The sequence below is a fragment of the Xenorhabdus thuongxuanensis genome (assembly GCF_001908095.1).
In the GTDB taxonomy this organism is placed as follows: domain Bacteria; phylum Pseudomonadota; class Gammaproteobacteria; order Enterobacterales; family Enterobacteriaceae; genus Xenorhabdus; species Xenorhabdus thuongxuanensis.
Genome location: NZ_MKGR01000003.1, coordinates 117772 through 144069, shown reverse-complemented (window position 1 = coordinate 144069; position 26298 = coordinate 117772). Strand labels below are relative to the sequence as shown.

Here is a 26298-nt window from a genome sequence, read left to right as displayed (position 1 = left end):
GTATCAATCGTTGGAACTCATCACGTGTTTAATACGTGTATATTCTTCAAAACCATAAGCCGACAAATCTTTACCGTACCCAGAGTTCTTGAAGCCACCATGTGGTGCTTCTGCTGTAAGAGGAATATGGGTGTTAATCCAGACAGTTCCAAAATCAAGCTCGCGAGACAGGCGCAACGCACGACCATGGTCACGGGTCCAGACACTGGAGGCTAACCCGTATTTCACATCATTGGCTTTCTCGATAGCTTCCTGTTCTGTTAAGAACTTCTGCACTGTGATGACAGGGCCAAAAATCTCGGTTTGAATCACTTCATCGTATTGCTCCAGACCGGTAATCACCGTAGGTTCAAAATAATATCCCGATCGATTGGCCTGACGACCTCCTGTTTCGATACGGGCATGAGCGGGCAGGCGCGCAATAAACCCTTTGACCTGCTCTAGCTGGCGAACATTATTAAGCGGCCCATACAGCGCTTCTTTATCTTCTGGATCGCCAAAACGGGTAGCTTTAGCAGCTGCTACCAATTTAGTAACGAAGATATCGTGAATAGATTCATGCACCAGTACACGTGAAGCCGCCGTACAGTCCTGACCAGCGTTAAAGTACCCCGCAATAGCAATAGTTTCCACCGCCTTGTCTACATCCGCATCGGCAAAAATAATCACCGGCGCTTTGCCACCCAGTTCCAGATGTGCTCTGGTGAGATTAGCCGCCGCCGAAGAGGCAACCTGAACACCTGCACGTGTAGAACCAGTAATAGAAACCATAGCAGGTGTTTTGTGTGAAACTACCAGGACGCCCGCGCTAGCATTACCCAACACTACGTTGAAAGTACCGGTAGGGAAGAATGGAGCGGCAAGTTCAGCTAGCAACAGAGTGCTCTCTGGCGTGGTATCACTCGGTTTAAGCACTACGGTATTACCTGCTGCCAGAGCAGGCGCTATCTTCCACACTGCCATCATCAACGGATAGTTCCATGGAGTAACTTGTCCCACCACACCCAGCGGTTCACGCCGAATACTGGTAGTCATATCAGGGAGATATTCAGCAGTAGCCTTTCCTTCTAAAAAACGAGCTGCACCGGCGAAGAAGCGAATATGATCCACAGACGTTGCAACTTCTTCGGAGGCAATCAGGTGCTTGAGCTGCCCTGTATTACGGCTTTGCAATTCAATCAACCGTTCGGCGTTTTTTTCTATCGCATCAGCTAGCGCTAACAACGCGCGCTGACGTGCCGACGGTATGCTACGCCCCCATGTTTTAAATGCCTTTTTAGCTGATGCATAAGCATCATCAACATCCGCCGCGGTCGCGTTAGGAGAACGCGCATAAGATTCACCAGTGACCGGACTCACTAGCTCAAAATATTCGGAACCTTTAGATTCAATATACTGACCATCAATGAAGTGCCTGAGCGTTGGTATCGACATGGTTACTTCCTCTCCTTATGGATTGAATGGGATAAAATATAACCTATGATTTAATATATTTAACGGTTGCATTTTAGTCAAATTTGTAGCAAAAATGTAAAAACAAGAGAAAAACTAGATACATACATGTAACTTTTAATGTTTTCATCAGAAAAAAAATACAAATCTGTGAGAAGGATCGAAGATTTCTATGGTTTATGTAATTTCAACTGATTATAAAATTTAGGGTTGTTGTCATATATTTTTTCGATATCACTTTTAATTTTTGCATATATTTGCAAAATATCTGAATTCTTACGCAAATAATTTCTGGATATTGGTAAAGCAAATAAAATATGCCATGAAAATGTAATTAATTTGTTGTTTTTGTGTAATTACTTAAAGTACAGGTATTCAAGTATTAAATTCTGCATTTCTTTCAATTGACTTGTAACGTTATATCAGCTCATAAAAATCCTCCCTATTCCAATTGTAAGAGTAGATCAAAAATTGACCTTTTAATTTCATTTATCTCAATTTTAATTAAATATTTTCTTACATTTGTGATAAATATCACTGACAGATATATATAATATACTACCTTACTATCCATAATTTATATCACAAATGTATTTATATTTAATTGGTTATATATATCAATCTAGATAACTTAGGTGAAATTGTGTTTATTGACAAACAAAAAATAAATATCCCCTCAAATAAAATAAAATTGAATAATTAATAATAGGTTGTAGCATATCTCGCTGTAAATGTTTGCATGATGTTGTTTTTTCTCTGTTTCATGTTCTAGTTGACGAACATTTTTAGAGGTAATAATGAATAGCAAAATGAACGAAGCCATTAAATCGATATTTAATGGGCTACCTGATCTTCCACCTGAAACTTATTTTCAGGAAGGCTTTTTCAGGGATCCAGCGAGAACAATCAATACGGATGATAGATATTTTCTATCTCCTGCTGATGGGTTCGTTATCTATAGTGGAATATTAAACCCAGATGAAGCGATCACTGAAGTAAAAGGAAAAAAATATAGCATTCAGGATATCATCAGAGATAGAAACTATAATAAGCGATCGCTTGTCATTGGTATCTTTATGACATGTTATGACGTGCATATTAATAGAGTTCCTTACGATGGTATCCTTAGTTACGCAGAACATGAACCTCTGGAAACCAACAATCTACCAATGATTGATGTAGAGAATAATATTTTTTATAAAGAGAATATTGAATTAATTTATGACGACTATTTATATCTAAACCAACGAGTTGTCAATAAAGTCTACTCTCCTGGCATTAATAGAGAATATTATATGGTTCAAGTCGGTGATTATGATGTTGATACGATAACACCGTTCCATATACAACAAAATACTGCTGTATATCAGGGTGATAGGTTTTCAATGATTCGGTATGGTTCACAAGTAGACTTAGTGATCCCTGTCGCTAATGATGATGAATTAACTTCATTGGTAACTGCAAAAGAACATGTTACTGGTGGTATGACTAAGATAGTTAGAATTAACGATGACTCTCTATAAACAAATAATATAAACTAAAATTGAGGTTTAAAAATGTTAAAGAATTCTCCTAATATCATTTCTGACCTGAAAATGCCAGTGTTTTTGTTATCTCCTCCATTTTCATTAAATACCAATGTAAGAAATAACATTTGGATGGAGGAACTGGATGAGTCCGCTATCAATGTTAACAGTAAAGTGGCTTTAAGGCAGTTCTATAAACTATATAGCTTTATGTCATCACAATCGTTAGTTTATTTGCTGCCATCTGATACTCACCAGGAACTACAAGATCAAGTATATGTTGCTAACTTGGGAATTATTATTGGTGATGAAGATCCAACCGCAATAGTTGCCAATTTTGCATCAGAAATCAGAAGATCAGAAACACCTATTGGGGTAAATTTCTTTGAATCATTGGGCTATAAAACTGAAGTTTCACCCTACTATTTTGAAGGTGAAGCTGAGTTAAAATATCTACATGACAATGTATTAGTCGGTGGTTATGGAATAAGAAGTGATATTAAAACTTATGACTGGATGGAAGAGAAATTCGGCCTAAAAATCGTGAAAGTGGAAGAAAGAGATCCTTATCTTTACCATTTAGATTGCAGCATCTTCTCTTTGGATAAAGAAAATACACTTGTTTATACCGACGGATTTAACAGCGAAGAGCTGAAAGAACTAGAAAAAGTAACCAACATCATCAGTATTAGCAAAGATGTTGCATACAGTGGAATTTGTAACTCTGTCAGAGTTAATCAACATATTCTCTGTTCATCTAATATTAATGATCTGAAAGCAGGTACGGAGGAGTATATCTATGAAATGAACAAAAACCATGAGTTGGAAAAAATTTGCTCTAAATTGGCATTAACGCCAAAACTTTTCAATTTATCTGAATATATGAAGAGCGGTGCCCTGCTATCCTGCATGGTTATGCATTTAAATAGATACTCTTATAAAATACAGGTAATCTAAAGGTTGCAATAAATTATTCAATAATATTAATCACATGATTTCATGCGAAATTATTGAGTTAATTGCAATATAAATTGCATTTTATTGACACAGGATAAATATACTCCAAGGACGGAGTTGGTCGCTTTTTTATAGGATGGTAAGTTTTAACATATTATCTATAATAGTTAGATTGATAACTTAACAGTGATCAGTATATGAAATATATTATATTCCTTTATTCTTTTATACGTAAACAAAAAACAGCATTGGTGCTGGCTATTGTTTTTACAATAGTGGCAGCTTTAGCGGAGGTTTTATTTCCATTTCTGGTTCAAGAATTAGTCAACATTTTATTAAAGGATAAGTTAATTCTTTCCTTTTCATTTAATGAATTAATTGCTTCTCTAATCGCAGTGTCATTATTAATTGTCATAAGCCATGCCATTATTATTTGGATGCAAACAATTAATGCATCAGAATTGAGTTATAACATGAGGAAATCGTTGGTCGATTCTTTCCTCTCTTTTCCTTATCATATCACTCGAAAATTTCACTCAGCGAATCTGGCGTTCAGAATAAAAAACGATACTTACCTTGTAGCAGATAGAGTTAGAGATTTATATAGCGAATTTCTCTATGACACGCTATCAATAATTGGTCCATTTATTGCTATGGCTCTGATTGATATTAAATTGGCTATTTTGGCATTTATGATGGTTTGTCTGACAACTGTAATTAGCAAGCCAATCACGAATAGAGTGGCCGTTTATGAAAGAATTCTGCAAATTTATAACTCACGATTAACTGGTGTTATCCAAGAATCTCTTTCTTGGATCAAATCTGTTAAGATTTTCAATTCTGAGGAATCGGAGAAGAAGAGAATTAATGATGCTAATACTAAAGTGAAAAATGTCGAGAGGATCACAGGACTGTTTATGTCCCTATCCATTCCTCTTGGCTTTTTTGCACAGTTAGCATCGACAATTGCCGTGCTTTGGTATGGTGGTTTGCTATTGATGGATGGAACAATTAATCCAGGTAACTTTGTTGCTGCATTTACCTATGAGCAATTAATGTCTGATTCTATTAAGAGATATAGTAATCACCTAAATAAGTTTGCTTCACTCAAATCTTTGCTGGACAGGGTTTTAGAATTGTTGGGAGCTTATCAGCCAAATAATCGCAAACAAAGCCAACCAGTAGAAAATTGTAGTACTAATACTATTGATATCAGCATTAAGAAATTCTCCTATAACGACAGAGATACTTTGTTCAGAGATATGAATATCTCTATACAAAAAGGAGAACGAGTTCTTATCGTCGGTGATAACGGCCAAGGCAAAAGTACAATATTTGATATCGTGACTGGCTTAACACCATTAAACGAAGGCCATGTTTCAATTTTTGGCGAAGTTCTGGACAATCCCGATTCTCAGCGTTGGTTGCAAAAATTCGGTGTAATGTCACAACAGACTCAGATTATAAAAGGCACATTATACGATAATCTGCATATTGCCAATACAGAATCAACCAGAGAAGATATGATTTCTGCGTTGATTAAAGCCGGCGGTGATGAACTGTTTGGTAAATTGAAAGATGGTTTGGATTCATATATTGACGAAAAAGGTTCTTCCTTGTCGGGTGGTGAAAGGCAAGTTATTGGGTTAGCGCGTTTGTACCTCAAGACACCAGAAATACTGCTATTTGATGAACCTACTACCTATCTGGACAATAGTAAAATAAATAGCTTTGCAGAATCATTGAACAATATCGTTCGTGGTAAAACTGTGCTGATGATAAGCCATGATCCGCGTGTATTTAGACTGGCTGAGCGAGTAATCCGAATCGACAAAGGGAAAATTGCATTTGATGGCTCTCTACATGAATATATGGAACAGGCAAGAGCAAACTAATTACTGACCTTTCCAGGCCCGCATTTAACGGGCCATTGTGTTTATCTTAAGATATTCATTCGAAGTAAATTCCCCGATTTCAATTCTAACGCTTTTAAATCACAGTTAAATAATTTTTTAAAAAAACAATGAATTGGCAATAAAACTATAATTCCACCTTGACTAATGAGGAACAACTTTTTCTACTAATATGGATATTACGATAATAAATTGCAGATAAGAGGATAGTTATGATTGTTTTTGTGACAGGAGCAACTTCTGGTTTCGGTGAGGCAATTGCAAGAAAATTTATCAAACATGGTTCCATCATCATTGCAACAGGACGCCGTAAGGATAAATTGAAGCAGTTGAAAAATGAATTGGGTGAGAACTTCCACCCCATCCAATTTGATGTGAGAGATCGCACAGCAATCGTGCAAACAGTTCAACAACTGCCAGATAGCCTACGTAATGTAGACGTTCTTGTGAATAATGCAGGGCTTGCGTTAGGGTTAGAACCTGCTCACCAATCTAACCCTGATGACTGGGAAACAATGATCGATACCAATATTAAAGGACTAGTGAACATGACGCGGGCTTTGCTGCCTAATATGGTACAAGCCAATCATGGGCACATTATCAATATTGGTTCCACCGCAGCAAATTGGCCTTATGCTGGCGGTAACGTATATGGTGCCACCAAAGCCTTTGTCAAGCAGTTTAGTCTAGGCTTGAGAGCCGATTTGCATGGAAAGAATATTCGAGTCACCGATATTGAACCTGGTTTGGTTGGAGGAACCGAATTTTCTCATATTCGTTTTAAAGGCAATAAGGAAAAAGTTGATAAAACTTATGCGGGCGCCGATGCATTGACAACGAACGATATTGCAGAAGCGGTATTTTGGGTTGCTAACCTACCTTCTCACGTCAATATTAATACATTGGAAATGATGCCAGTCTGTCAATCATTCGCAGGATTAAGCGTACATAGGGATTAATAGTTACCAACATTCTCTATGCCTTGTGCGTGAGAAAGTGGACAACTGTAAAGAGAAAGAGTTTGATAAGTATGAAATGGAAGTTGATAATCGTGAAGTCTGTATGAAAAGTTCCGATATTAATGCTTACTGGGAACCAAGCACGAAACGTTGTCTGGATATCAATACAGGTACCTTAATAAAATCAACACTGACATCAAGATAAGGAGATGATGGTGAAAAAGATCCTACTGACTGGAGCTTTGTTTTTTGCGCTTTCTCCCTTTGTGGTGCAAGCTCAAGATTCACAAAAGGTAACATGTGAAAGCTTGAAAGAAGAAATTGCACAGAAAATTATCAAAAATGGTGTTTCACAAACAGATTTTAGCCTTGACTTAGTCCCTAGTGATAAAGTTACTGAAAACAATACTACAAATGGAAAAATTGTTGGTTATTGTGATCACGGCAAACAAAAAATAGTCTACGTCCGTCTTTCTCACACTGACACGGCTCCAACCGAAATACAAAGTGATAAGAAAGGCCAAGAGTAATATTCCTTCTGACTTTCGGAAAAGGGAGCGTAATTAGCTCCCTTTTTATTTCTCTTTTTAATCATCAAGGGGTAAATTATCAAATGCCAATATCGCAGGAACATCCAGATAACAAGATAAATCACGCTCTTCTGGTCTTAAAAGATAAGGTATTTCTCCCAATTGTGGAGCTGGTATGTGACGCCGTAACCTTTCCAATACCTTGGCGTAATGCGCTAGTCCTGGATTGATGCGATTTGCAATCCAACCAATCAGGGGTAGACCATCATTCATGATGGATTGCGCAGTTAGAATGGCATGGTTAACACAACCTTCCTGAATACCAACGACCAAAATGACGGGAATTTTTTCTTGCACAACCCAATCAGAATAAAACGTTTCATCTTCCAGTAACATACGCCAGCCACCGTTACCTTCAATAATGACACGATCTGCTTTATAGCCTAAATTTCTTAAACTTTTTGTCATTTGAGTAAAATCAGCACGATTTTCTTCTTCATAATTGTTTTCCCAAATAACAGGATTGATTTCTTCATAATCCACTTGTACCGGTGAAGATCTATGTATGACTAAGGCATCACGATTACGTATTCCCTCCGGAGTTTCATGTTTTTCTATCGCAATAGGTTTATATCCTACTACGGTTGTTCCTTCACGATTAAAGACTTGCAATAATGCGCGGGTAACAACTGTTTTACCGATGTTGGTATCCGTGCCTGTAACAAATAAGCGCGTTAACATAAATTCATTTTTCCGTTTTCTGTAATAACAGAGCAGATCGATCGGTTATTACTCTCTTTAACGAGTAAGATTAGAGTGTAGGGGATGTATATGAGATAGGGGTTGCGTTAGCTCAATGTTTTGCCTGATGGGTGTTACCCTTGCATAAGTTCGAGCAATAATTCACCATTATACAATGCTTGTTTAATTAAGGCTGCCGCAGGTAGTGTGCCTATATTGTCAAATTGGGTAGCCACAATATCAACTTGTTTGCTATAATCGGGAAGTGAACGCTGCGCTATCTGTCGTTGAATGGCAGGATAGAGAATATGTTTAACACTGTTCAGCGGTGAACCAATCAAGATTTTTTCAGGGTTAAAGATGTTGACCATAATCGCCATGATACTCCCTATTCGTTCTCCTACATCATAAATAATTTTTGTTACCAATGGATTACCTTCTATACTCACCTCGCCTCCTGCATTTCATTCACGCTACTAAAAAATTAATAATGACGATTATGTCTCCGTTTAAATGAGAAGATATTCGTTTGAGGTAGAAATGTGATCTTTCACACGAACTTATCGTGATTATTACTTTTTATGAACGATTTTAGCTATTAGCTTCATCCACAATGTTTGAAATCAGAAGATGTGTTAACCGATCTGCCGCGGCACTGTTATTGTAATTTTTATGTTTAACCAACCAAACTTCGGAGTAAGCAGGATTGTTTGCTAAAGGTAGATATTGAACTCCATCCAGTTTCATTCGGATAAACGACTCTGTAATAATGCTTACCCCTAATCCCGCAGCAACTAATCCTAATATTGTCATTGCTTCCCCTGCTTCCTGAGAAATTGTCGGAACCACTCCTACATTAGCTAATAAGGAAATAATTTCATCATACAGTGCTGTCCCTACATCACGTTCAAAAAATACCAGTGGATAATCAGATAGCATTTCCAAATTCACACCTTCATTAGCGTATTTCAGCAGAGGATGATCATCATATACTGCCAACATAAAACGCTCGCGAAAGAGTAATTGATGTTCCAGATTATCGGGCAATGATGTATTACGCATAATTCCTATATCAATTCTGCCTGTCTGCAAAGGCGCTATTTGCTGTTTAGTATTCATTTGATGCATATGAATGGCGACATCAGGATAACGTTCTCGGAATTGACGTAAACTCAGAGTTACTTTTTGCATAAAAGGTGCGGTGGATGTAAAGCCAATAGATATCTCCCCTAACTCTCCTTGCTGCATTCTAGCTGCTTTGGTTGCCGCAGCATCAACCTGGGAAATGATTTGATATGCTTCCTGAAGGAACATATGTCCAGCAGGTGTTAAATTGACATTTCTGTTATTACGCACCAGTAACTGGGCGTTTATATTTGCTTCCAGCGCCTGGATTTGCTGACTTAATGGTGGTTGTGAAATATTCAATCGTTCTGCTGCGCGTCCAAAATGCAACTCTTCTGCCACAGCAATAAAGTAACGTAAGTGTCTGAGCTCAATATTAGTAGTCATTATTTATCACCCTATTGATACTTTTAAAGTATCATTTTTAATGATTAATATATTAGACAATATATTTATGAATTCCTATCCTTGATCTACATCAAGTAGTTAACGTTTGTTTTACATAGATAAGGAAGTAGCGTGAGTACAATCCAAAGCGTCAGTGAAAAATCAGCAGCTTCTGGCGTCGAAAGAGATGTTGAAAACACGATCAATCAAGGATACAAAAGTAAACAACATTACATTCAGCGTGAAGATGTTGTATACCTGAGAGTCACTCTCTCATTCTTTGCTGTTGGGCTGGCAACTTTTGCATTGCTTTATTTTTTTCAACCCATTTTACCGATTTTATCAGATGAATTTAATATCTCGCCAGCCAATAGTAGTTTGGCTCTATCACTTTCCACAGGGATGTTATCCCTCGGTCTATTAATAACAGGCTCTTTATCCGATGCACTTGGCCGTAAAAATGTTATGGTCGTATCACTTATTGCCGCCGCCGTTTTTACTATTTTAAGTTCTGTTGTAACAAGCTGGCACGGAATTTTGTTTATGCGCGCACTAGCAGGTTTATCATTAAGTGGTGTTGTTGCCGTTGCGATGACTTATTTAAGTGAAGAGATCCATCCCAGTCATGTAGCCTTATCTATCGGCCTCTATATTAGTGGTAATTCAATAGGAGGGATGAGTGGACGTTTAATTACTGGTGTGATTGCTGATCACCATTCATGGCGGATCGCCGTTATCTTATTAGGTACATTTTCCTTAATCTCCGCCATTGCGTTTTGGAAGATGTTACCGGAATCCAGGAATTTTAAATCCAGTTCATTAAAGCCTAAATCATTACTTATCAATTTGAAGCTACACTTCCGTGATCAAGGTCTTCCCTTGCTATTTGCTGAAGCTTTTTTGCTTATGGGAAGTTTCGTCACCATGTTTAACTACATTGGTTATCGATTATTAGAAGCACCTTATCATTTAAGCCAGACTATTGTTGGTTTGTTATCTATTATCTACTTAACAGGAACTTACAGTGCAACTAAAGCTGGAGGACTAACAAGCAAGCATGGGAGAGGAAAAGTATTATTAGCAGCTATTGGTATAATGCTGATTGGTTGCATAATCACTCTATTTTCCCCTATCTGGGCAGTAATATTGGGTGTGATGATACTGACAACAGGTTTCTTTGCCGCCCATGCAGTTGCTAGTGGGTGGATAGGACAGAGAGCCAAGCGAGCAAAAGCGCAAGCATCATCACTCTACTTATTTTGTTATTACTCTGGTTCCAGTATTGCAGGGACATTAGGTGGAGTATTTTGGTTCTATTTTGCATGGAACGGCGTTGCCGTATTTATTTCATTACTAACACTTATTGCTCTTTATTTAGGCTTAAAACTCAATAAATTACAAAAATAATAAAACAAGGTTGTGCCGACATCATATTAATCCATGTAATAGATGTCGGCTTTTTTTATCAATACATTTAAAATAATATAAATTAATCATTGCTTATCTGATACCTGCAATATCTTATTTTTAATAATAGGACTCATTCGGTAACACTAAAACCTTTGTTAAATACCCATCAATAATTTCAATACATCCTTCCTTTTTTAGAGCGAGTAACACTCGCTGTATACAGCTGCGTGAAAGTGTGCATCTTTGCTCTATGTATTTAATTACCGTAATATTTTCTCTGAATTCTTCAGGTAAGGTGATCAGGCGAGATAACAAACTACATACGACTTCTTTATTGCTATGACGAAAGAGGCTAATATCTCTGGCATATAAGAAAGATATTTTATAGGAAATTATTCTCATCCACTCCCTATAGAGATCATGCTTCTTTATGGCATTTAAGGCGCTAATTCGAGGAATTTGGTAAATTTTACAATTTTCCCCTATTTCAATGGAATAATAGATTTCTGCTCCAGAATAGAAAGACAAACCGATAACATAGGGTGAAAAAAGCGTAGCAAAGATTAAGTTGTCGCCAATTCTGCGAATATTAACATATCCTTGCTCTAATAAAAAAAACTTAGCAAACTCACTCTCTATTTTAATTAGTTTTCCTTGTGTTGATAAATCGGTCGTGATTAATTCAGAGTATGGCAATAACGCATCCATTACTTTACCAAATGAATTCAATGGTTTAACTAATTTTTTCATATTTAACGACCTTGGTGTATGACCCACTCTATCAATCAGATAATCATCTGATTTTTGATTAATGCGTTATTAATTTTTTATCACAATGCTAAATTATTTCGCAATAGGTACTTTTTTTTGATTGGTTTTTGTAGTGGGATATTGTAGATGTTTTTTTGTTTTTATAATAAAATTATGTTGTAACTAAATAAGGATTCGTATTTGAGAATAATTATGAAAAAATATATTTCAGTAGAATCACTTACAACTTGCTTTAAAGAACAAGAAGAAAAACTATCTGAACTGGTTAGGTTGTTAATGAATTATCAACTTATTGATGCACGGGTATTTGAATTACCAAAAATAGAAAAAGGTAAAGAACATGAACAAATAACGGAAATCATAGTCAATCCGCTACTAGGAAATGAAGCGCTCAGTGTAGGTTTATGCTTCTATCAGAAGCTATTCATATACCATAACAATCCTAATGTCAGCAGTAAAGCTGCAAGCCGACTGCCAGGCGCTTTATGTTTTACTGTCGACCACCAGCAATATCAAAAAGCAATAGAAATCATTAATGACGTAAACCAATTAAAAATAGAATTGGAAAATATTGTTACCAAAGAATCAGGTGTCAGCAAGGAACAACGATTTGAATTTGTTCATGATCATTTACGAGGCCTCATTACCTTGAATGCCTATCGTACTATCACTCCTCTACTAAATCCTGACACCATTAATTTTGGGTGGGCCAATAAGAACATCATTAATAAGGTCACTAAGCAACAAATTCTGGAAAAACTGGAGAAAAGCTATAATGCAGGGAGAGTAGTTCCACCTTACTCCAGAGATCAATGGGCAGCATTAGTGGCATTGGAGATTACTGATATTAAAAAATTACCCGATGATGTGATATTAAAAATCAAACGACCAGTAAAAGTGCAACCTATTACCCGTGTATGGTATTCAGAAATACAAAAACAAGTTCAATATGCCTGTCCGGTTCCTTTAATTGTTTTCTATACAGAAGATAGTGAAACCAAGCCTAAAATCGGCACCTTGCCCAATTACAATGTCAACACAATAAAACATAAGCATAAACCCAAAGCGAAGCCACTTGAGTTAGTCATTCCTCGCTTACATCTTTACAAAGAAATCTAAGGTGTAAAAACCGGAGAACACTACTCCGGCTTTTGCATTTTTGCTTATATAACAAACATTACTTCATACTGCCAACCATATCGTCAGGGCGAACCCACTCATCAAATTCAACTTCAGTCAAATACCCTAGCTGAAGAGCTGATTGTTTCAGAGTCAGGCCCTCTTTATGTGCTTTTTTAGCAATTTCAGCAGCCTTATCGTAACCAATATGAGTATTCAATGCCGTTACCAGCATTAGTGATTCATTCAGCAACTGGGTAATGCGTTCACGGTTAGGTTCAATGCCAATAGCACAATGCTCATTGAAACTACGCATACCATCCGCCAGCAATCGAACGGATTGCAGGAAGTTATGAATAACCATAGGACGGAATACGTTTAGTTCAAAGTTACCAGACGAACCACCAATATTGATCGCCACATCGTTACCCATGACTTGGGCACATAACATGGTCATCGCTTCACACTGAGTTGGGTTCACTTTGCCTGGCATGATGGAGCTGCCTGGCTCATTTTCAGGAATGGAAATTTCACCAATACCGCAACGAGGGCCAGAAGCCAACCAACGAACATCGTTAGCAATCTTCATTAATGATGCAGCCAAACCTTTCAATGCACCGTGTGAGTGCACTAGTGCGTCGCAAGTTGCCAGGGCTTCAAATTTATTCGGCGAAGTAACAAAAGGATGGCCTGATAATTCAGCAATTTTTTGCGCAACACGAACAGCATACTCAGGATGAGTATTCAGACCAGTTCCTACCGCAGTACCACCCAGTGCCAGTTCACACACATGAGGAATGCTATATTCAATGTGTTTCAAGTTATACGTTAACATGGCTGCCCAGCCAGAAATCTCCTGGCCTAAGGTCAATGGAGTTGCATCTTGTAAGTGAGTACGGCCAATTTTTACGATGTCTCTAAATGCTTCTGCTTTATCTGCCAGAGTTTTTTGTAATACTTTTAACTCTGGTAACAGATGTTCACGTAATGCAGTAACTGCTGCAACATGCATGGCAGTTGGAAAAACATCATTAGAGCTTTGACTCTTATTAACGTCATCATTAGGATGAATCAGACGTTCGTTACCCCTTTTACCACCAAGGATCTCACTACCACGGTTCGCTAACACTTCATTCATGTTCATGTTGCTTTGGGTTCCCGAACCGGTCTGCCAGATAGCAAGAGGGAATTCTGTTGAATGTTTGCCTTCCAACACCTCTTTCGCCGCAGCGATAATTGCTTCGCCACGTTCTTGAGGCAGAAGACCAAGCTCCATATTAACGCTGGCCGCAGCTTGTTTAGTCAATGCAAGAGCATGAATCAATGCAACGGGCATTTTTTCCTGAGAAATGCGGAAATGCTCCAGTGAACGCTGAGTTTGCGCCCCCCATAATTGGTCAGCAGGTACTTCGATAGGCCCCATTGAGTCTTTTTCAATGCGAGTGGCTGCCATTACTATCTCCTTAGCACACAGAATAATTGAATACGCCAGAACAAACTTTGCAGATATATTAGTCGGCACTATTTATCATGCCATAAATTCATTATCGATAATGCGACCTGACCGTGTTTATTGTATTGTTGTCATATAAATAATTTATTTCTTATTATAGGAAATTTTGCCATGCTGAAAATGACCAACAAAGTCCAACATTATGACTGGGGAAGTAAAACCGCTCTGACGGATATTTATGGTATCGAGAACCCTGATAATCAGCCAATGGCAGAACTATGGATGGGAGCACATCCAAAATGTAGTTCACTGGTCACGGATCCTCAAACGGGTGAAACTATTGCCTTGAATTCCTTGATCGATAAAGAACCAGAGAAATACCTTGGGGAAAAAGTGACCCAACAATTCCAGCGGTTACCTTTCTTGTTCAAAGTATTGTGTGCAGCTCAGCCATTATCTATTCAAGTGCATCCTGATAAGACATCAGCAGAAATAGGTTTTGCCAAAGAAAATGCTCAAGGGATACCGTTAGATTCAGCACAACGCAACTATAAAGACGATAACCACAAACCTGAATTGGTCTATGCACTGACACCGTTCAAGGCCATGAATGCTTTTAGGCCCTTATCTGAGATCGCGCAATTATTGGATTATGTTTCTGCCGCACATCCAGATATTCAAACATTCCTCCAGCAACCGACCGAGCAAAATCTGTCGCTCTTGTTTTCACAGTTATTGAATATGCAAGGAGAACAAAAGCATTTGGCGATGGCAGTCTTAAAGTCAGCATTAAACTGTCATCAGGGCGAACCGTGGGATACCATCAAAAGAATGACCTCGTTCTATCCCGATGATAATGGACTATTCGCCCCACTCTTACTCAATATCGTTGAACTAGAACCCGGTCAGGCAATGTTTTTATATGCCCGCACTCCCCATGCCTATCTTGATGGCGTCGCCCTGGAAGTTATGGCCAATTCTGACAATGTTTTGCGTGCCGGTTTAACCAGCAAGCATATTGATGTTTCTGAATTAATGGCTAATCTGGATTTTATTCCAAAAGCTGCCGATACTTTGCTAACCATGCCAAGACAAGAGAAAGATGCGCTGAATTACCCTGTTCCTGTTAATGATTTTTGTTTTTCTGTTTATTCTGTTTCAGAACAACCAATTTCATTGGAAAATCATTCAGCATCGGTTCTATTTTGTGTTGAAGGACAAGCAGTTATCAACACTGATAAGCAGCAGTTGAGATTACTTTCAGGCGAATCAATTTTCTTGCCTGCTATCGAAGATACCATAACTTTTTATGGCAAGGGGAGAATAGCCAAGGTGTCCAGTTAATTTTATTATATTCATATGGTTATGATTATTTTATTGGTTGTTAATCATATTTTCAGTGAATTTTGACATAAATACAAAACGCATAATACGCCCATGTATATGCGTTAAAAGGATGGGATTTCTACATGAAAAAATCGTTAGTTGCAGTAAGCATTGTGGTCGCTCTGGGTGCTGTATGGACAGGAGCATCATGGTATACAGGTAAGAAACTTGAAGATCGTTTAGATAGCTTCGTAAAAAAGGCAAACACTGAACTGGAAAAATCGTTTCCTGAAAGTGGCATAGAATGGCAAGCAAAAGATTTCAAACGAGGTATTTTCAGCTCCGATGTCCGTTTTATCCTACACATCAAAAATGGTGTAAAAAATGCCGACATTCCGCCAAATGAAGAAATCATTTTAAAATCGACGATCGATCATGGGCCATTTCCCATGAATAACCTAAAGGCATTCAATTTGATACCTCAAATGGCCTCTATCCACGCAGAACTTGAAAAAAATGATGCATTGAAAACGCTATTTAATATCACAAACGGAAAATCACTGTTTAGCTTAGATGCTAAAGTCAGTTATAGCCGCTCACTCTCAGCTAACATTGAACTGATCCCTATTAATCATACGGAAACTAAAGAAGGTGACCAACGGGTTCTGTCATTCTCAGGGGCAAAAATCAATGCCAGCGCTAATCATGATTTGAGTGAATTTTCATTCACTGTCAAAAGTGATGAACTCTCTTTCAGTGATCCTATCAAAAAAGAAAAAATTGCATTTAAAAGCATTGATTTTAAATCGGATAATAAGAAAGGTAAATTCGATATCTATACCGGAGATCAAAGCTACAGCATTGGTGAATTCAGCATGAATGGAATTCCTAATGAGCCAAATATCGCTCTTAAGGGAATGAAAGTGACATCCAATTTAGGTGAGGATAAAGACAATCTGAACATCAAAATCGTTTATAGCATTGATGGTGTAAAGATTAAGGATATAGAGTTTGGCTCTGGTAAGTTAGCTCTGGGTATGGAAAAACTCGATGGCCAGTCTGTACGTAAATTTACCCAAGCCTATAATGATGCGGCAGAAGCAGCCTTGACTACGGATAAAGTATCTTATGATACGACTTCCCTAGCGATTCTCAGTAACTTACATCTCCTTCTGAATAACAATCCGCAATTCAGTATTTCTCCTTTTAGTTGGAAAAATAGCAAAGGCGAGAGTTCAGTAGATTTCAAACTATCCTTACAAAATATTCCGGAAGATAAAAGTGCATTGCAACTTATGGAGCCGGAAGAAATGGTTCGTACTCTGATTCAAGAATTATCCTTGCATATTAATTTACCGAAAGCCATGCTGATAGAATCTATTGCGCAGTCAACGATGCTAGATGGTAAGGATAAAGCTGTCGCAGAAGCGCAAGCAGAACAACAAGTTCAGATGATTACTCAACAAGGAGTTAAATACAAAATACTTACTGATAAAGACGGCGTCATTGGCCTTAATTTCCATTACGCCAATGATAAAGTCAACTTAAACGACAAAGAGTCCAACTTACATCAATTCCTACTTGATAATGGTCTTGCCGGAACCTATGATGATGCCGATGCTGAGCTTCCTGTCGTTGAATAAGCGTCCAGTTACATAATAAATAACCAGAACCCGGATTTCGGGTTCTCCTATAAGAAAGTATATGCTTTAGGTTAAAAAAGCCTAATCATCTAGAACATCGCTAAGATTAAGATACCGATAATGCTTTCACTTTCTTGCCAGTCAACACGTTGGCTGGCTTTTTTGTATATATAAAATTTGATAAGAAGGATAAGAAAATGATTGACATACAGCTTCCACTGACTGATTTACATCGTCACCTTGACGGTAATATCCGTCCTGAAACTATTTTGGATCTTGCTCGTCAACATAATATCCCACTCCCAGCTTATGAGCTGGAAGCATTACGTCCTCATGTCCAGATCATTGAAAATGAACCTAACCTTGTCAGCTTCCTGCAAAAATTGGATTGGGGTGTGACTGTACTTGCCGATTTGGAGGCTTGCCGCAGAGTCGCCATTGAAAACGTTGAAGATGCAGTCAATGCGGGTCTTGATTATGCTGAACTACGCTTCTCCCCACATTACATGGCTATGAAGCACCAACTTCCCATTGAAGGCGTCGTGGAAGCAGTGATCGATGGTATTCATTCAGCAATCCAGCAACATGATATTCAGGTCCGTTTGATTGGTATCCTCAGTAGAACATTTGGAGAAAAAGCTTGCACCGAAGAACTCGCCGGACTTCTTGCCCATAAACAACATATCACCGCATTAGATCTGGCTGGTGATGAGTTAGGTTTCCCTGGGCATCTCTTTGAACAACACTTTATCCGAGCGCGCGATGCGGGTTGGAATATTAGTGTACATGCCGGCGAAGCCGCAGGTGCGGAAAGCATCTGGCACGCTATTCGTGAATTGGGCGCAACACGTATTGGACATGGCGTTAAAGCAATTACTGATCCATTCTTAATGGATTATTTGGCTAAACACGGCATAGGTATTGAATCCTGCCTAACATCAAACCTGCAAACTAGCACAGTCAGTTCCTTGCAAGCTCACCCGCTGAAAAAATTCCTTGAGCACGGTATCTTGGCATCAATCAATACAGACGATCCTGCAGTAGAAGGTATTGAAATTCGCCATGAGTATAACGTTGCTGCACCAGCAGCAGGACTGTCTCCAGCGCAGATCCGACAGGCGCAGATCAATGGATTGGCAACAGCATTCCTTAGTGAAGCGGAAAAACAGGCGCTGAAAGAAAAAGTTGCCAACTGCTAAAAAACACTGTTTATTCCAAGTTATGCCAAAAAGGCAGAAAGTCACTCTGCCTTTTCGATTTTTAGGCGCTGCGCATAACGCTGAGCAAGGACAGCACAAACCATTAGTTGGATTTGGTGGAAAATCATCAACGGTAACAGCATCACACCTACCATTGGCGCGGGAAATAATACATTCGCCATTGGCACGCCATTAGCCAGACTTTTCTTCGAACCACAAAACACAATAGTGATTTCGTCATCTTTACCAAAACCCAGCAAACGCGAGCTATGTACGTTAATTATTAATACAATAGCTAATAAAACACAGCAGACGATCCCAATCATGAAAAGTGAATAAGCATCTATTTTATGCCAGATACCTTCCACCACCGCCTCACTAAATGCAACATAAACCACCAGCAAGATAGAAGAACGATCCGTCATATTGACCAATTTTTTATGTTTTTCCACCCAACTGGCAATCAGAGGACGAGATAAGTGTCCAACAATAAAAGGCACCATCAGCTGCAAGATAATATCTTTTATCGCCTTCCAGGTATCAGTTTGAGTCCCCCCCTCATGAGCTTGGAGCAAGAAACCAACCAATAATGGCGATAGGAATACGCCTAATAGACTTGAAGCAGAAGCACTGCATATCGCCGCAGCAACATTTCCTCCTGCAACGGAAGTAAAGGCAATAGCCGATTGCACTGTGGCAGGTAAAGCACAAAGATAAAGAAAGCCCATATAAACTGTTGGTGACATCCATTCCGGCACGATGAAACTTAATCCCATACCCAGTATGGGAAACAAAATAAAAGTGCTAGTGAAAATCACCAAATGTAATCGCCAATGCCCTATCCCTGCCAAAATGGCATTACGGGATAACTTCGCTCCATGCATAAAAAATAATAATGCAATAGCAGCCGTTGTTAAGTATTGAAACCACTTTTTAGCTTCACCTTCACAAGGAAAAAATGATGCAATGATGACCACCGTAATCAATGTAACTAAAAAAGGATCAATTCTTAATTTTTGCAATACGTTCATCGATACAAGCTCCCCTTGCCCTACCTGCCACCGTTTAATTAGTCAATAAAGATTGTGCGCTGTTCTTTTGCCGATTTTTCACCTGATTCAATAAGTTTCATAACCAAAATAGCCTCGCTGGCAGTCACCGGATTCGGTTTTCCAAACAAAATCGCATCACGAATAGCTGCATAATAAGCGCCATAGTTGCCAGGCACAGTAGGAAAAACTTTCGTAACCCAGTTATCATCTTGTGACAATGTCATATAACCATCCCGGGCATCATATCCCCAGTCTGCTCGTGGCGGCCTTTCCCCTGCCTTTAAACGCTCTTCCTGAGGATCCAGCCCATACTTGGTATAACTGCCAGCCATACCATGTAATGTATAGATAGGTGATTCTGCCGCTGCAAGCATGGTTGCATGTAATACAACTTTCAAATCAGAATATGTGAGCTGTGCATGAAAATAATCCGCAGTCTCTGCATTCGGACGCACCATGCTAAAATCCGCTGTGATGGCTTGTGGTTTACCAAAAAGTTGGACTGCCTGATCCAGTAAATGAGGAGCTAAATCATACCAGATGCCACTACCAGCTCCGGCAGCTTCACGCCAGCGCTGACGAACAACGGGGCGATAACGATCAAAATGGGATTCATAATATTTCAGAGCCCCCAATTTATTTTCTTTGATGATTGATTTCACCGTTAGAAAGCCAGAATCCCAACGACGATTATGGAACACAGACAACAATAAATTGGCTTCTTCCGCTTGCTTTTTCAGTAATTGAGCCTGTTCTACCGTAATAGTAAAAGGCTTATCAACGACTACATGTTTACCTGCTGCCAATGCCTTTTGTGCTAATGGATAGTGAGTATCATTGGGTGTTGGGATCACAATAAGGTCAATGTTGGGATCAATGAAGAGTTCTTCTGGAGAGGAAACGACTGATATTGTTGGCCAGTCTTTTTTAACCTTATCTGCATCACTGCTGGAAATGGCAACCAATTCAATATTGGGTGTTCCTGCAATCAATGGAGCATGGAAAGTTTTACTTGCATAACCATAACCTACCAAACCAACTTTTAAAAAATCACTCATAACTGCCTCTAAAAAATGATCATAATATCGTAAACGAGTAATCAGGCATCAGAAAGTATCACCACCTCTCACACGTTAGCAAATAATCTTAATTCCAGTACTACTATCTTTTTCCTATAATCATTTTCCTAATATCAAAGACACTCATGATGGAGTGAAAACTTTTTATGTATCAGTCCAATGATTATTATCGTATTAATGGCTGGTTATTAGCGCCTGCCGCATATCTGCTCATGACATTAATCGCTGCCAGTTTGATGTTATTGCTATATATAATGACGTTTATTCATAAAAACGAGGCTATTAATCAAATTGGTGGCAATTTTACCGCCTTGTGGTATATCTCAGTATTAACCACGATAATGATGTGGTGTTTTACTGTATGGGTATTGACGCTACTTTTTATTCGCTCGAAACGATTCCCTCGTATTTTTATTATTTGGCTGATGGTTTCCGTGTTGATAGCGATAAAAACTTTCGCCTTTTCTCCCATTTCTGATGAAATAGCAATACGTTCCCTATTATGGTCATTACTGGCCGCCACCGTTTTCATTCCTTATATTAAACGCTCCCATCGGGTGAAAATGACTTTCACACAAGATCGATAACATACCCCAAAATTGATTGTTATCATTGCCCCACTTCCCCACATTCAAGTGGGGAATTTCTACTCAAACTACGTAAGCAGTGTTCCATTTTCCAATATCTTATTTTCAGGTATAGCAATGATCGAATACCTTTTGTTATTTATTGGCACAGTCTTGGTCAATAACTTTGTTTTAGTAAAATTCTTGGGTCTATGCCCATTTATGGGGGTATCCAAAAAACTCGAAACCGCCATCGGTATGGGTCTGGCAACAACTTTTGTCCTTACCTTGGCCTCTATCTGCGCATGGCTGGTAAACACATTTATTCTTGTTCCGCTTGATTTGGTTTATTTGCGAACTCTGAGCTTTATTCTCGTTATTGCGGTTGTCGTTCAGTTTACTGAATTGGTTGTCCGCAAAACCAGTCCGACACTTTATCGCTTGTTAGGAATATTCTTGCCTCTGATTACAACCAACTGTGCTGTACTTGGTGTCGCGTTGTTGAATGTCAATCAATCCCACGATTTTTTACAATCTGCTGTATATGGATTCAGCGCTGCCGCAGGTTTTTCCCTTGTCATGGTGCTATTTGCCGGCATTCGGGAACGCCTGACTGTTGCCAACATTCCTGTCCCTTTTCGTGGTTCATCGATAGGGCTTATTACTGCAGGGTTAATGTCCCTCGCATTTATGGGCTTTAGTGGTTTGGTAAAATTCTAATGATGTCATTATGGATTGCTATCGGCGTGTTAAGCATACTCGGATTAGCCTTTGGCTTAATTCTTGGTTTTGCTGCCCGTCGTTTTAAAGTAGAAGAAGACCCAATTGTTGAAAATATCGACAACCTATTACCCCAAAGTCAATGTGGACAGTGCGGTTATCCTGGTTGTCGCCCCTACGCGGAAGCGGTTGCCAATAATGGTGAGATGATCAATAAATGCGCCCCTGGTGGAGAGCAAGTTATGCTCAAACTCTCTGGATTACTGGGTGTTGATCCACAACCGTTAGATGGCGACGATAGCGTTCAAAATCCAGCCAGAAAAGTGGCTTTCATTGACGAAGAAAATTGCATAGGCTGCACAAAATGCATCCAGGCTTGCCCTGTAGACGCCATTATTGGTGCAAACCGTGCCATGCACACCGTTGTTGAAGATCTCTGCACAGGTTGCGACCTATGTGTTGCACCTTGCCCAACAGATTGCATTACGATGATTCCCGTTGCTACTACTACCTCAAATTGGAAATGGGATTTAAACACCATTCCAGTAAAAAATATTCCCGTAACACCAGAACCTACTTTGTTCTCCCCTGCTAAGCCTGTTGAGGTTAAAACCTATGTTTAATCTGTTCAACTTGCTTAACAAAAATAAAATCTGGGATTTTGATGGTGGTATCCATCCACCAGAAATGAAGCTGCAATCTAGCTGTACCCCATTACGCCATGCTCCATTGCCGAATGAATTAATCATCCCTCTACAGCAACATTTGGGGCCAGAAGGCGAATTACTAGTTAAAGTGGGTGATAATGTATTGAAAGGTCAGGCTTTAACGCTTGGAATGGGAAGAACAGTACCTGTTCATGCTTCCACATCAGGAACAATTATCGCAATTGAACCTTGCGTTACGGCACACCCTTCTGGGTTAAAAGAATTGTGTGTCAGATTACACCCTGATGGTAAAGATCAATGGGAAGAACGCAACAAGGTCGCTGATTATACGACACTGGATGCCAATGAAATATTGCAACGCATTCAACAAGCAGGTATTGCTGGCTTAGGCGGTGCTGGCTTTCCTACTGAAACAAAACTTAAAGGTGGACGACACAATCTCAACACTCTGATTATCAATGCGGCTGAGTGTGAGCCCTATATCACTGCTGATGACCGTTTAATGCAGGAACATGCGAAAGAAGTTATTGAAGGTATCCGTATTTTGGTACACCTGCTTAATCCAAAGCAGGTGTTGATCGGTATTGAAGATAACAAACTCGAAGCAATTAATGCCTTAAACGCAGCCCTTAATGGTGATAAATCCATCATTGTGCGCGTCATTCCAACAAAATATCCTTCTGGTGGTGCCAAACAACTGACCAAGATCCTGACCGGAAAAGAAGTACCTTCTGGCGGTCGTTCTTCTGACATCGGTGTTCTTATGCAAAACGTGGGGACAGTAGTGGCGATAAAACGAGCCATTATTGATGGCGAACCGTTAATCGAACGTGTAGTTACGCTAACAGGTGAAGCTGTCACTTATCCCGGTAATTTCTGGACTCGCCTCGGCACACCCGTTCACTTCCTGTTACAACAAGCCGGATTTAACCCAGGATCAGAACAAATGGTCATTATGGGTGGGCCATTAATGGGATTCACTTTACCTGATTTGAATGTCCCTATCGTCAAAATAAGTAACTGTATTCTTGCACCTTCGGTACAAGAGATGGAACCCAAAGTCATTGAAGAAGCGTGTATTCGCTGCGGCTTATGCGTTGAAGCATGCCCTGCCGGATTGTTACCACAACAACTGTACTGGTTCAGTCGAGGGCAAGAACATGAAAAGGCCAAAAATCATCATTTATTCGACTGTATTGAGTGTGGTGCTTGTGCTTATGTCTGCCCAAGTAACATTCCCCTAGTTCAATACTACCGACAGGAAAAAGCTGAAATATGGGCGATAGAATCAGAAGCACGCCGCTCTACCGAAGCTAAGGTACGTTTTGAAGCCAAACAGGCACGTCTGGAACGGGAAAAATTGGCGCGTGAAGAACGCCATAAGAAAGCGGCTGTTCAAGTAAATAGCAGTGATAAAAGTGCTGTACAAGCCGCTCTTGCCCGCGTGAAGGAAAAACAGGAGAATGCAGGTGAATCTATCATTGTGCAATCAGGCCAATTACCTGACAATACAGCAGCAATTGCGACACGTAAGGCCAGAAAAGAACAGTTGCGTGCTCATCAGGCAGAAAAACAAATTACTACAAGCCCAGAAGCAGATATAGATATATCAACACCGGTTGAAGACAATGATCCACGTAAAGCCGCCTTAGCTGCTGCGATAGCCAGAGCAAAAGCGAAAAAAGCAGCACAAAGCGTGGAGGTGACAACGTCACTAGAAGATCCTCAACAAAATAGCGTGGATGATAAACAAGATCCACGCAAGGCAGCTGTTGCGGCTGCTATCGCTCGCGCCAAGGCTAAGAAAGCCGCTCAAAACCAACCGGAATCGACTCCACCGCAGGCTGTTTCCAAAGAGCCAGAAAAAACAGATCCTCGTAAAGCGGCTGTTGCGGCTGCTATCGCTCGAGTCAAAGCCAAAAAAGCCGCTCAAGCTCAAGAAGAACAAATAATTACAACAGAATAGTGAAATTTATCGATGAAATTTAGGCCAGTAAAAACTGACAACAACCAACTAAAAGTCGCAAGTTCGCCTTTTACGCACAATCAAAAAAGCACTAGCCAGATCATGCTTTGGGTGGTTTTAGCTGCCATACCCGGTATTGCTGCCCAGACCTATTTCTTTGGCTATGGAACATTATTCCAGATTTTGCTAGCTGTCATTACCGCGTTTTTAGCTGAATCTGCTGCTATCGCATTGAAAAAACAACTAATACTTCCCTATCTCAAAGATAACTCTGCTTTAGTCACAGGATTACTTTTAGGTATTAGCCTGCCACCATTAGCACCATGGTGGCTAATCGTGCTCGGTACATTTTTTGCTGTCATTATTGCTAAACATCTGTATGGCGGACTTGGGCAAAATCCGTTTAACCCTGCCATGATTGGCTATGTCGTTCTGTTGATCTCATTTCCTATACAAATGACCAGTTGGATGCCCCCAGAATCTTTACAGACATTCACGTTAACACCGTGGGATAGCCTGATGGTCATTTTCACAGGACACACACCAGATGGCTCCACTTTGTTACAACTGCAACAAGGTATTGATGGATTGAGTCAAGCAACACCGCTGGATAGTTTCAAAACTGGTAGGTTGACTCACGATATTGATGAAGTATTGCAACAACCTATATTACAAGGAGTTTTAGCAGGTATTGGCTGGCAATGGGTTAACATTGCTTATTTGGTTGGTGGCCTGATTATGCTCAACCGAAAAATCATTAATTGGCAAATCCCAACTGCATTTATTTTGTCACTGGGTATTTGTGCATTGATTAGTTGGCTCCTTGATCCTACTCGTTATTCACCTCCTTTATTGCAACTCTTTTCCGGTGCAACCATGTTAGGTGCATTTTTTATTGCGACTGATCCAGTTAGCGCAGCAACAACACCAAGAGGCCGCTTGATTTACGGAGCCATTATTGGTGGGCTTATTTGGATAATTCGTGTTTATGGTGGTTATCCTGATGCTGTTGCATTTGCGGTATTACTGGCAAACATATGTGTACCACTTATTGACCATTACACCCAGCCTCGTGTTTACGGCCATAAATAGGAAAAGAGAAAGTGCTATGTTAGAAACTATGCGTCGTCACGGTATTACCCTCGCAATCTTCGCGGCATTTACGACAGGGTTAACAGCAATTGTTTATTCGTTAACAAAAGATCGGATCGCTGAACAGTCAGCTTTACAGCATAAGGTGTTATTAGATCAAGTTGTTCCTCCTGCTTTATACGATAATGATATGCAAAATGAATGTTATCTAGTAACAAACAATGCATTAGGCACTGAACAACCTCACCGCCTTTACCTCGCCCGTAAAAAAGGCGTTCCGGTCGCTGCTGCATTAGAAAGTACAGCCCCTGATGGTTATTCTGGTGCAATCCAGTTACTGGTTGGGGCTGATTTTTCTGGCAAAGTACTTGGTGTTCGTGTAACTGAACACCATGAAACACCCGGTTTAGGAGATAAAATAGATACCAGAATTTCCAATTGGATCTATGCTTTCTCTGGTAAAAAAATAATGTCAAAGGATGATCACAATTGGGCGGTCAAAAAAGATGGAGGAGAATTTGATCAATTTACTGGTGCAACCATTACACCACGTGCTGTTGTCAATGCCGTTAAACGAACCGCTCTTTATCTGGAAACAGTACCGACACAACTTTCTTCCATGCCAACTTGTGAAGAGAAATAAT

General features: G+C 39.5%; 25 protein-coding genes. 17 read left to right on the top strand and 8 right to left on the bottom strand.

The genetic code is table 11. From position 1 onward, the window contains the following. Window positions 1–3: 3 nt before the first annotated feature. Window positions 4–1434 carry a gamma-aminobutyraldehyde dehydrogenase gene (locus tag Xentx_RS03390; RefSeq protein ID WP_074018871.1) on the bottom strand — a complete coding sequence of 477 codons (1431 nt, stop codon included), beginning with the start codon at window positions 1432–1434 and terminating at the stop codon, window positions 4–6. Window positions 1435–2261: 827 nt separating this feature from the next. Here Xentx_RS03390 and Xentx_RS03385 point away from each other — a divergent pair. The 6 genes from Xentx_RS03385 to Xentx_RS03360 all read left to right on the top strand — a co-directional run bounded on the left by Xentx_RS03385 (window position 2262) and on the right by Xentx_RS03360 (window position 7337). After that, window positions 2262–2975 (top strand): phosphatidylserine decarboxylase, encoded by a 714-nt coding sequence (locus Xentx_RS03385; RefSeq protein ID WP_167366742.1) that lies wholly within the window; start codon window positions 2262–2264, stop codon window positions 2973–2975. 33 nt (window positions 2976–3008) lie between these two features. Beyond that, window positions 3009–3935 (top strand): dimethylarginine dimethylaminohydrolase family protein, encoded by a 927-nt coding sequence (locus Xentx_RS03380; protein WP_074018869.1) that lies wholly within the window; start codon window positions 3009–3011, stop codon window positions 3933–3935. Between the two features lie 197 nt (window positions 3936–4132). Continuing rightward, window positions 4133–5830, top strand: coding sequence for an ABC transporter ATP-binding protein (locus Xentx_RS03375; RefSeq protein WP_074018868.1), 1698 nt, complete (start codon window positions 4133–4135; stop codon window positions 5828–5830). Between the two features lie 230 nt (window positions 5831–6060). Next, window positions 6061–6807 (top strand): bifunctional NADP-dependent 3-hydroxy acid dehydrogenase/3-hydroxypropionate dehydrogenase YdfG, encoded by a 747-nt coding sequence (gene ydfG / locus Xentx_RS03370; RefSeq protein WP_074018867.1) that lies wholly within the window; start codon window positions 6061–6063, stop codon window positions 6805–6807. A gap of 25 nt (window positions 6808–6832) precedes the next feature. Then, window positions 6833–7012, top strand: coding sequence for a DUF1283 domain-containing protein (locus Xentx_RS19510; RefSeq protein WP_074018866.1), 180 nt, complete (start codon window positions 6833–6835; stop codon window positions 7010–7012). Between the two features lie 4 nt (window positions 7013–7016). Further along, window positions 7017–7337 carry a DUF1161 domain-containing protein gene (locus tag Xentx_RS03360; RefSeq protein ID WP_244149813.1) on the top strand — a complete coding sequence of 107 codons (321 nt, stop codon included), beginning with the start codon at window positions 7017–7019 and terminating at the stop codon, window positions 7335–7337. Between the two features lie 57 nt (window positions 7338–7394). On the opposite strand, the gene bioD is transcribed toward Xentx_RS03360, so the two are convergent. The 3 genes from bioD to Xentx_RS03345 all read right to left on the bottom strand — a co-directional run bounded on the left by bioD (window position 7395) and on the right by Xentx_RS03345 (window position 9590). Beyond that, window positions 7395–8078 carry a dethiobiotin synthase gene (gene bioD, locus Xentx_RS03355; RefSeq protein WP_074018865.1) on the bottom strand — a complete coding sequence of 228 codons (684 nt, stop codon included), beginning with the start codon at window positions 8076–8078 and terminating at the stop codon, window positions 7395–7397. Window positions 8079–8212: 134 nt separating this feature from the next. Next, on the bottom strand, window positions 8213–8527 hold the full coding sequence (locus tag Xentx_RS03350; protein ID WP_074018864.1) for an ROK family protein: 315 nt from the start codon (window positions 8525–8527) through the stop codon (window positions 8213–8215). Between the two features lie 142 nt (window positions 8528–8669). Then, on the bottom strand, window positions 8670–9590 hold the full coding sequence (locus Xentx_RS03345; protein WP_074018863.1) for a LysR family transcriptional regulator: 921 nt from the start codon (window positions 9588–9590) through the stop codon (window positions 8670–8672). Window positions 9591–9722: 132 nt separating this feature from the next. Between Xentx_RS03345 and Xentx_RS03340 the strand changes: the two genes are divergently transcribed. Next, window positions 9723–10997, top strand: a complete 1275-nt coding sequence (locus tag Xentx_RS03340) for an MFS transporter (RefSeq protein WP_208607532.1) — start codon at window positions 9723–9725, stop codon at window positions 10995–10997. Window positions 10998–11117: 120 nt separating this feature from the next. On the opposite strand, the gene Xentx_RS03335 is transcribed toward Xentx_RS03340, so the two are convergent. After that, window positions 11118–11750, bottom strand: coding sequence for a helix-turn-helix domain-containing protein (locus Xentx_RS03335; protein ID WP_074018862.1), 633 nt, complete (start codon window positions 11748–11750; stop codon window positions 11118–11120). A gap of 213 nt (window positions 11751–11963) precedes the next feature. Between Xentx_RS03335 and tus the strand changes: the two genes are divergently transcribed. Beyond that, window positions 11964–12890 (top strand): DNA replication terminus site-binding protein, encoded by a 927-nt coding sequence (gene tus / locus Xentx_RS03330; protein ID WP_074018861.1) that lies wholly within the window; start codon window positions 11964–11966, stop codon window positions 12888–12890. 58 nt (window positions 12891–12948) lie between these two features. Here the strand turns inward: tus and fumC are convergent, their stop codons facing one another. Further along, window positions 12949–14343: a class II fumarate hydratase gene (fumC, locus tag Xentx_RS03325; RefSeq protein ID WP_074018860.1), complete on the bottom strand. Its 1395-nt coding sequence runs from the start codon at window positions 14341–14343 to the stop codon at window positions 12949–12951. Window positions 14344–14514: 171 nt separating this feature from the next. Between fumC and manA the strand changes: the two genes are divergently transcribed. The 3 genes from manA to add all read left to right on the top strand — a co-directional run bounded on the left by manA (window position 14515) and on the right by add (window position 18511). Beyond that, window positions 14515–15687 (top strand): mannose-6-phosphate isomerase, encoded by a 1173-nt coding sequence (manA, locus tag Xentx_RS03320; protein WP_074018859.1) that lies wholly within the window; start codon window positions 14515–14517, stop codon window positions 15685–15687. A gap of 125 nt (window positions 15688–15812) precedes the next feature. Next, entirely contained in the window at window positions 15813–17312 is a 1500-nt protein-coding gene (locus Xentx_RS03315) for a YdgA family protein (RefSeq protein ID WP_074018858.1), read from the top strand. Between the two features lie 197 nt (window positions 17313–17509). Continuing rightward, complete coding sequence (add, locus tag Xentx_RS03310) at window positions 17510–18511, top strand: adenosine deaminase (RefSeq protein ID WP_074018857.1); 1002 nt, start codon at window positions 17510–17512, stop codon at window positions 18509–18511. 41 nt (window positions 18512–18552) lie between these two features. On the opposite strand, the gene Xentx_RS03305 is transcribed toward add, so the two are convergent. Both Xentx_RS03305 and Xentx_RS03300 read right to left on the bottom strand, forming a co-directional pair. Next, the gene (locus Xentx_RS03305; protein ID WP_074018856.1) at window positions 18553–19542 is read right to left on the bottom strand and encodes a bile acid:sodium symporter family protein; all 990 of its coding nucleotides are present in this window, start codon (window positions 19540–19542) and stop codon (window positions 18553–18555) included. Between the two features lie 38 nt (window positions 19543–19580). After that, entirely contained in the window at window positions 19581–20621 is a 1041-nt protein-coding gene (locus tag Xentx_RS03300) for an oxidoreductase (RefSeq protein WP_074018855.1), read from the bottom strand. A gap of 167 nt (window positions 20622–20788) precedes the next feature. Between Xentx_RS03300 and Xentx_RS03295 the strand changes: the two genes are divergently transcribed. The 6 genes from Xentx_RS03295 to rsxG all read left to right on the top strand — a co-directional run bounded on the left by Xentx_RS03295 (window position 20789) and on the right by rsxG (window position 26297). After that, window positions 20789–21229 carry a DUF2569 domain-containing protein gene (locus tag Xentx_RS03295; RefSeq protein ID WP_074018854.1) on the top strand — a complete coding sequence of 147 codons (441 nt, stop codon included), beginning with the start codon at window positions 20789–20791 and terminating at the stop codon, window positions 21227–21229. A gap of 117 nt (window positions 21230–21346) precedes the next feature. Then, window positions 21347–21928, top strand: a complete 582-nt coding sequence (gene rsxA, locus Xentx_RS03290) for an electron transport complex subunit RsxA (RefSeq protein WP_074018853.1) — start codon at window positions 21347–21349, stop codon at window positions 21926–21928. Beyond that, window positions 21928–22551, top strand: a complete 624-nt coding sequence (rsxB, locus tag Xentx_RS03285) for an electron transport complex subunit RsxB (protein ID WP_074018852.1) — start codon at window positions 21928–21930, stop codon at window positions 22549–22551. The genes rsxA and rsxB overlap by 1 nt, the downstream gene beginning before the upstream one ends. After that, window positions 22544–24562 carry an electron transport complex subunit RsxC gene (gene rsxC, locus Xentx_RS18445; protein WP_083600859.1) on the top strand — a complete coding sequence of 673 codons (2019 nt, stop codon included), beginning with the start codon at window positions 22544–22546 and terminating at the stop codon, window positions 24560–24562. The genes rsxB and rsxC overlap by 8 nt, the downstream gene beginning before the upstream one ends. A gap of 12 nt (window positions 24563–24574) precedes the next feature. Next, the gene (gene rsxD, locus Xentx_RS18440) at window positions 24575–25654 is read left to right on the top strand and encodes an electron transport complex subunit RsxD (RefSeq protein ID WP_083600858.1); all 1080 of its coding nucleotides are present in this window, start codon (window positions 24575–24577) and stop codon (window positions 25652–25654) included. 16 nt (window positions 25655–25670) lie between these two features. Continuing rightward, window positions 25671–26297, top strand: coding sequence for an electron transport complex subunit RsxG (rsxG, locus tag Xentx_RS03275; protein WP_074018851.1), 627 nt, complete (start codon window positions 25671–25673; stop codon window positions 26295–26297). Window position 26298 lies beyond the last annotated feature (1 nt).

What these genes read in the sequence shown, in the direction of transcription:
- Xentx_RS03390 (WP_074018871.1), bottom strand. Translation starts at nt 1,434, where the DNA reads ATGTCGATACCAACGCTCAGGCACTTCATTGATGGTCAGTATATTGAA.
- Xentx_RS03385 (WP_167366742.1), top strand. Translation starts at nt 2,262, where the DNA reads ATGAACGAAGCCATTAAATCGATATTTAATGGGCTACCTGATCTTCCA.
- Xentx_RS03380 (WP_074018869.1), top strand. Translation starts at nt 3,009, where the DNA reads ATGTTAAAGAATTCTCCTAATATCATTTCTGACCTGAAAATGCCAGTG.
- Xentx_RS03375 (WP_074018868.1), top strand. Translation starts at nt 4,133, where the DNA reads ATGAAATATATTATATTCCTTTATTCTTTTATACGTAAACAAAAAACA.
- ydfG (WP_074018867.1), top strand. Translation starts at nt 6,061, where the DNA reads ATGATTGTTTTTGTGACAGGAGCAACTTCTGGTTTCGGTGAGGCAATT.
- Xentx_RS03360 (WP_244149813.1), top strand. Translation starts at nt 7,017, where the DNA reads ATGATGGTGAAAAAGATCCTACTGACTGGAGCTTTGTTTTTTGCGCTT.
- bioD (WP_074018865.1), bottom strand. Translation starts at nt 8,078, where the DNA reads ATGTTAACGCGCTTATTTGTTACAGGCACGGATACCAACATCGGTAAA.
- Xentx_RS03345 (WP_074018863.1), bottom strand. Translation starts at nt 9,590, where the DNA reads ATGACTACTAATATTGAGCTCAGACACTTACGTTACTTTATTGCTGTG.
- Xentx_RS03335 (WP_074018862.1), bottom strand. Translation starts at nt 11,750, where the DNA reads ATGAAAAAATTAGTTAAACCATTGAATTCATTTGGTAAAGTAATGGAT.
- tus (WP_074018861.1), top strand. Translation starts at nt 11,964, where the DNA reads ATGAAAAAATATATTTCAGTAGAATCACTTACAACTTGCTTTAAAGAA.
- fumC (WP_074018860.1), bottom strand. Translation starts at nt 14,343, where the DNA reads ATGGCAGCCACTCGCATTGAAAAAGACTCAATGGGGCCTATCGAAGTA.
- manA (WP_074018859.1), top strand. Translation starts at nt 14,515, where the DNA reads ATGCTGAAAATGACCAACAAAGTCCAACATTATGACTGGGGAAGTAAA.
- Xentx_RS03315 (WP_074018858.1), top strand. Translation starts at nt 15,813, where the DNA reads ATGAAAAAATCGTTAGTTGCAGTAAGCATTGTGGTCGCTCTGGGTGCT.
- add (WP_074018857.1), top strand. Translation starts at nt 17,510, where the DNA reads ATGATTGACATACAGCTTCCACTGACTGATTTACATCGTCACCTTGAC.
- Xentx_RS03305 (WP_074018856.1), bottom strand. Translation starts at nt 19,542, where the DNA reads ATGAACGTATTGCAAAAATTAAGAATTGATCCTTTTTTAGTTACATTG.
- Xentx_RS03300 (WP_074018855.1), bottom strand. Translation starts at nt 20,621, where the DNA reads ATGAGTGATTTTTTAAAAGTTGGTTTGGTAGGTTATGGTTATGCAAGT.
- Xentx_RS03295 (WP_074018854.1), top strand. Translation starts at nt 20,789, where the DNA reads ATGTATCAGTCCAATGATTATTATCGTATTAATGGCTGGTTATTAGCG.
- rsxA (WP_074018853.1), top strand. Translation starts at nt 21,347, where the DNA reads ATGATCGAATACCTTTTGTTATTTATTGGCACAGTCTTGGTCAATAAC.
- rsxB (WP_074018852.1), top strand. Translation starts at nt 21,928, where the DNA reads ATGATGTCATTATGGATTGCTATCGGCGTGTTAAGCATACTCGGATTA.
- rsxC (WP_083600859.1), top strand. Translation starts at nt 22,544, where the DNA reads ATGTTTAATCTGTTCAACTTGCTTAACAAAAATAAAATCTGGGATTTT.
- rsxD (WP_083600858.1), top strand. Translation starts at nt 24,575, where the DNA reads ATGAAATTTAGGCCAGTAAAAACTGACAACAACCAACTAAAAGTCGCA.
- rsxG (WP_074018851.1), top strand. Translation starts at nt 25,671, where the DNA reads ATGTTAGAAACTATGCGTCGTCACGGTATTACCCTCGCAATCTTCGCG.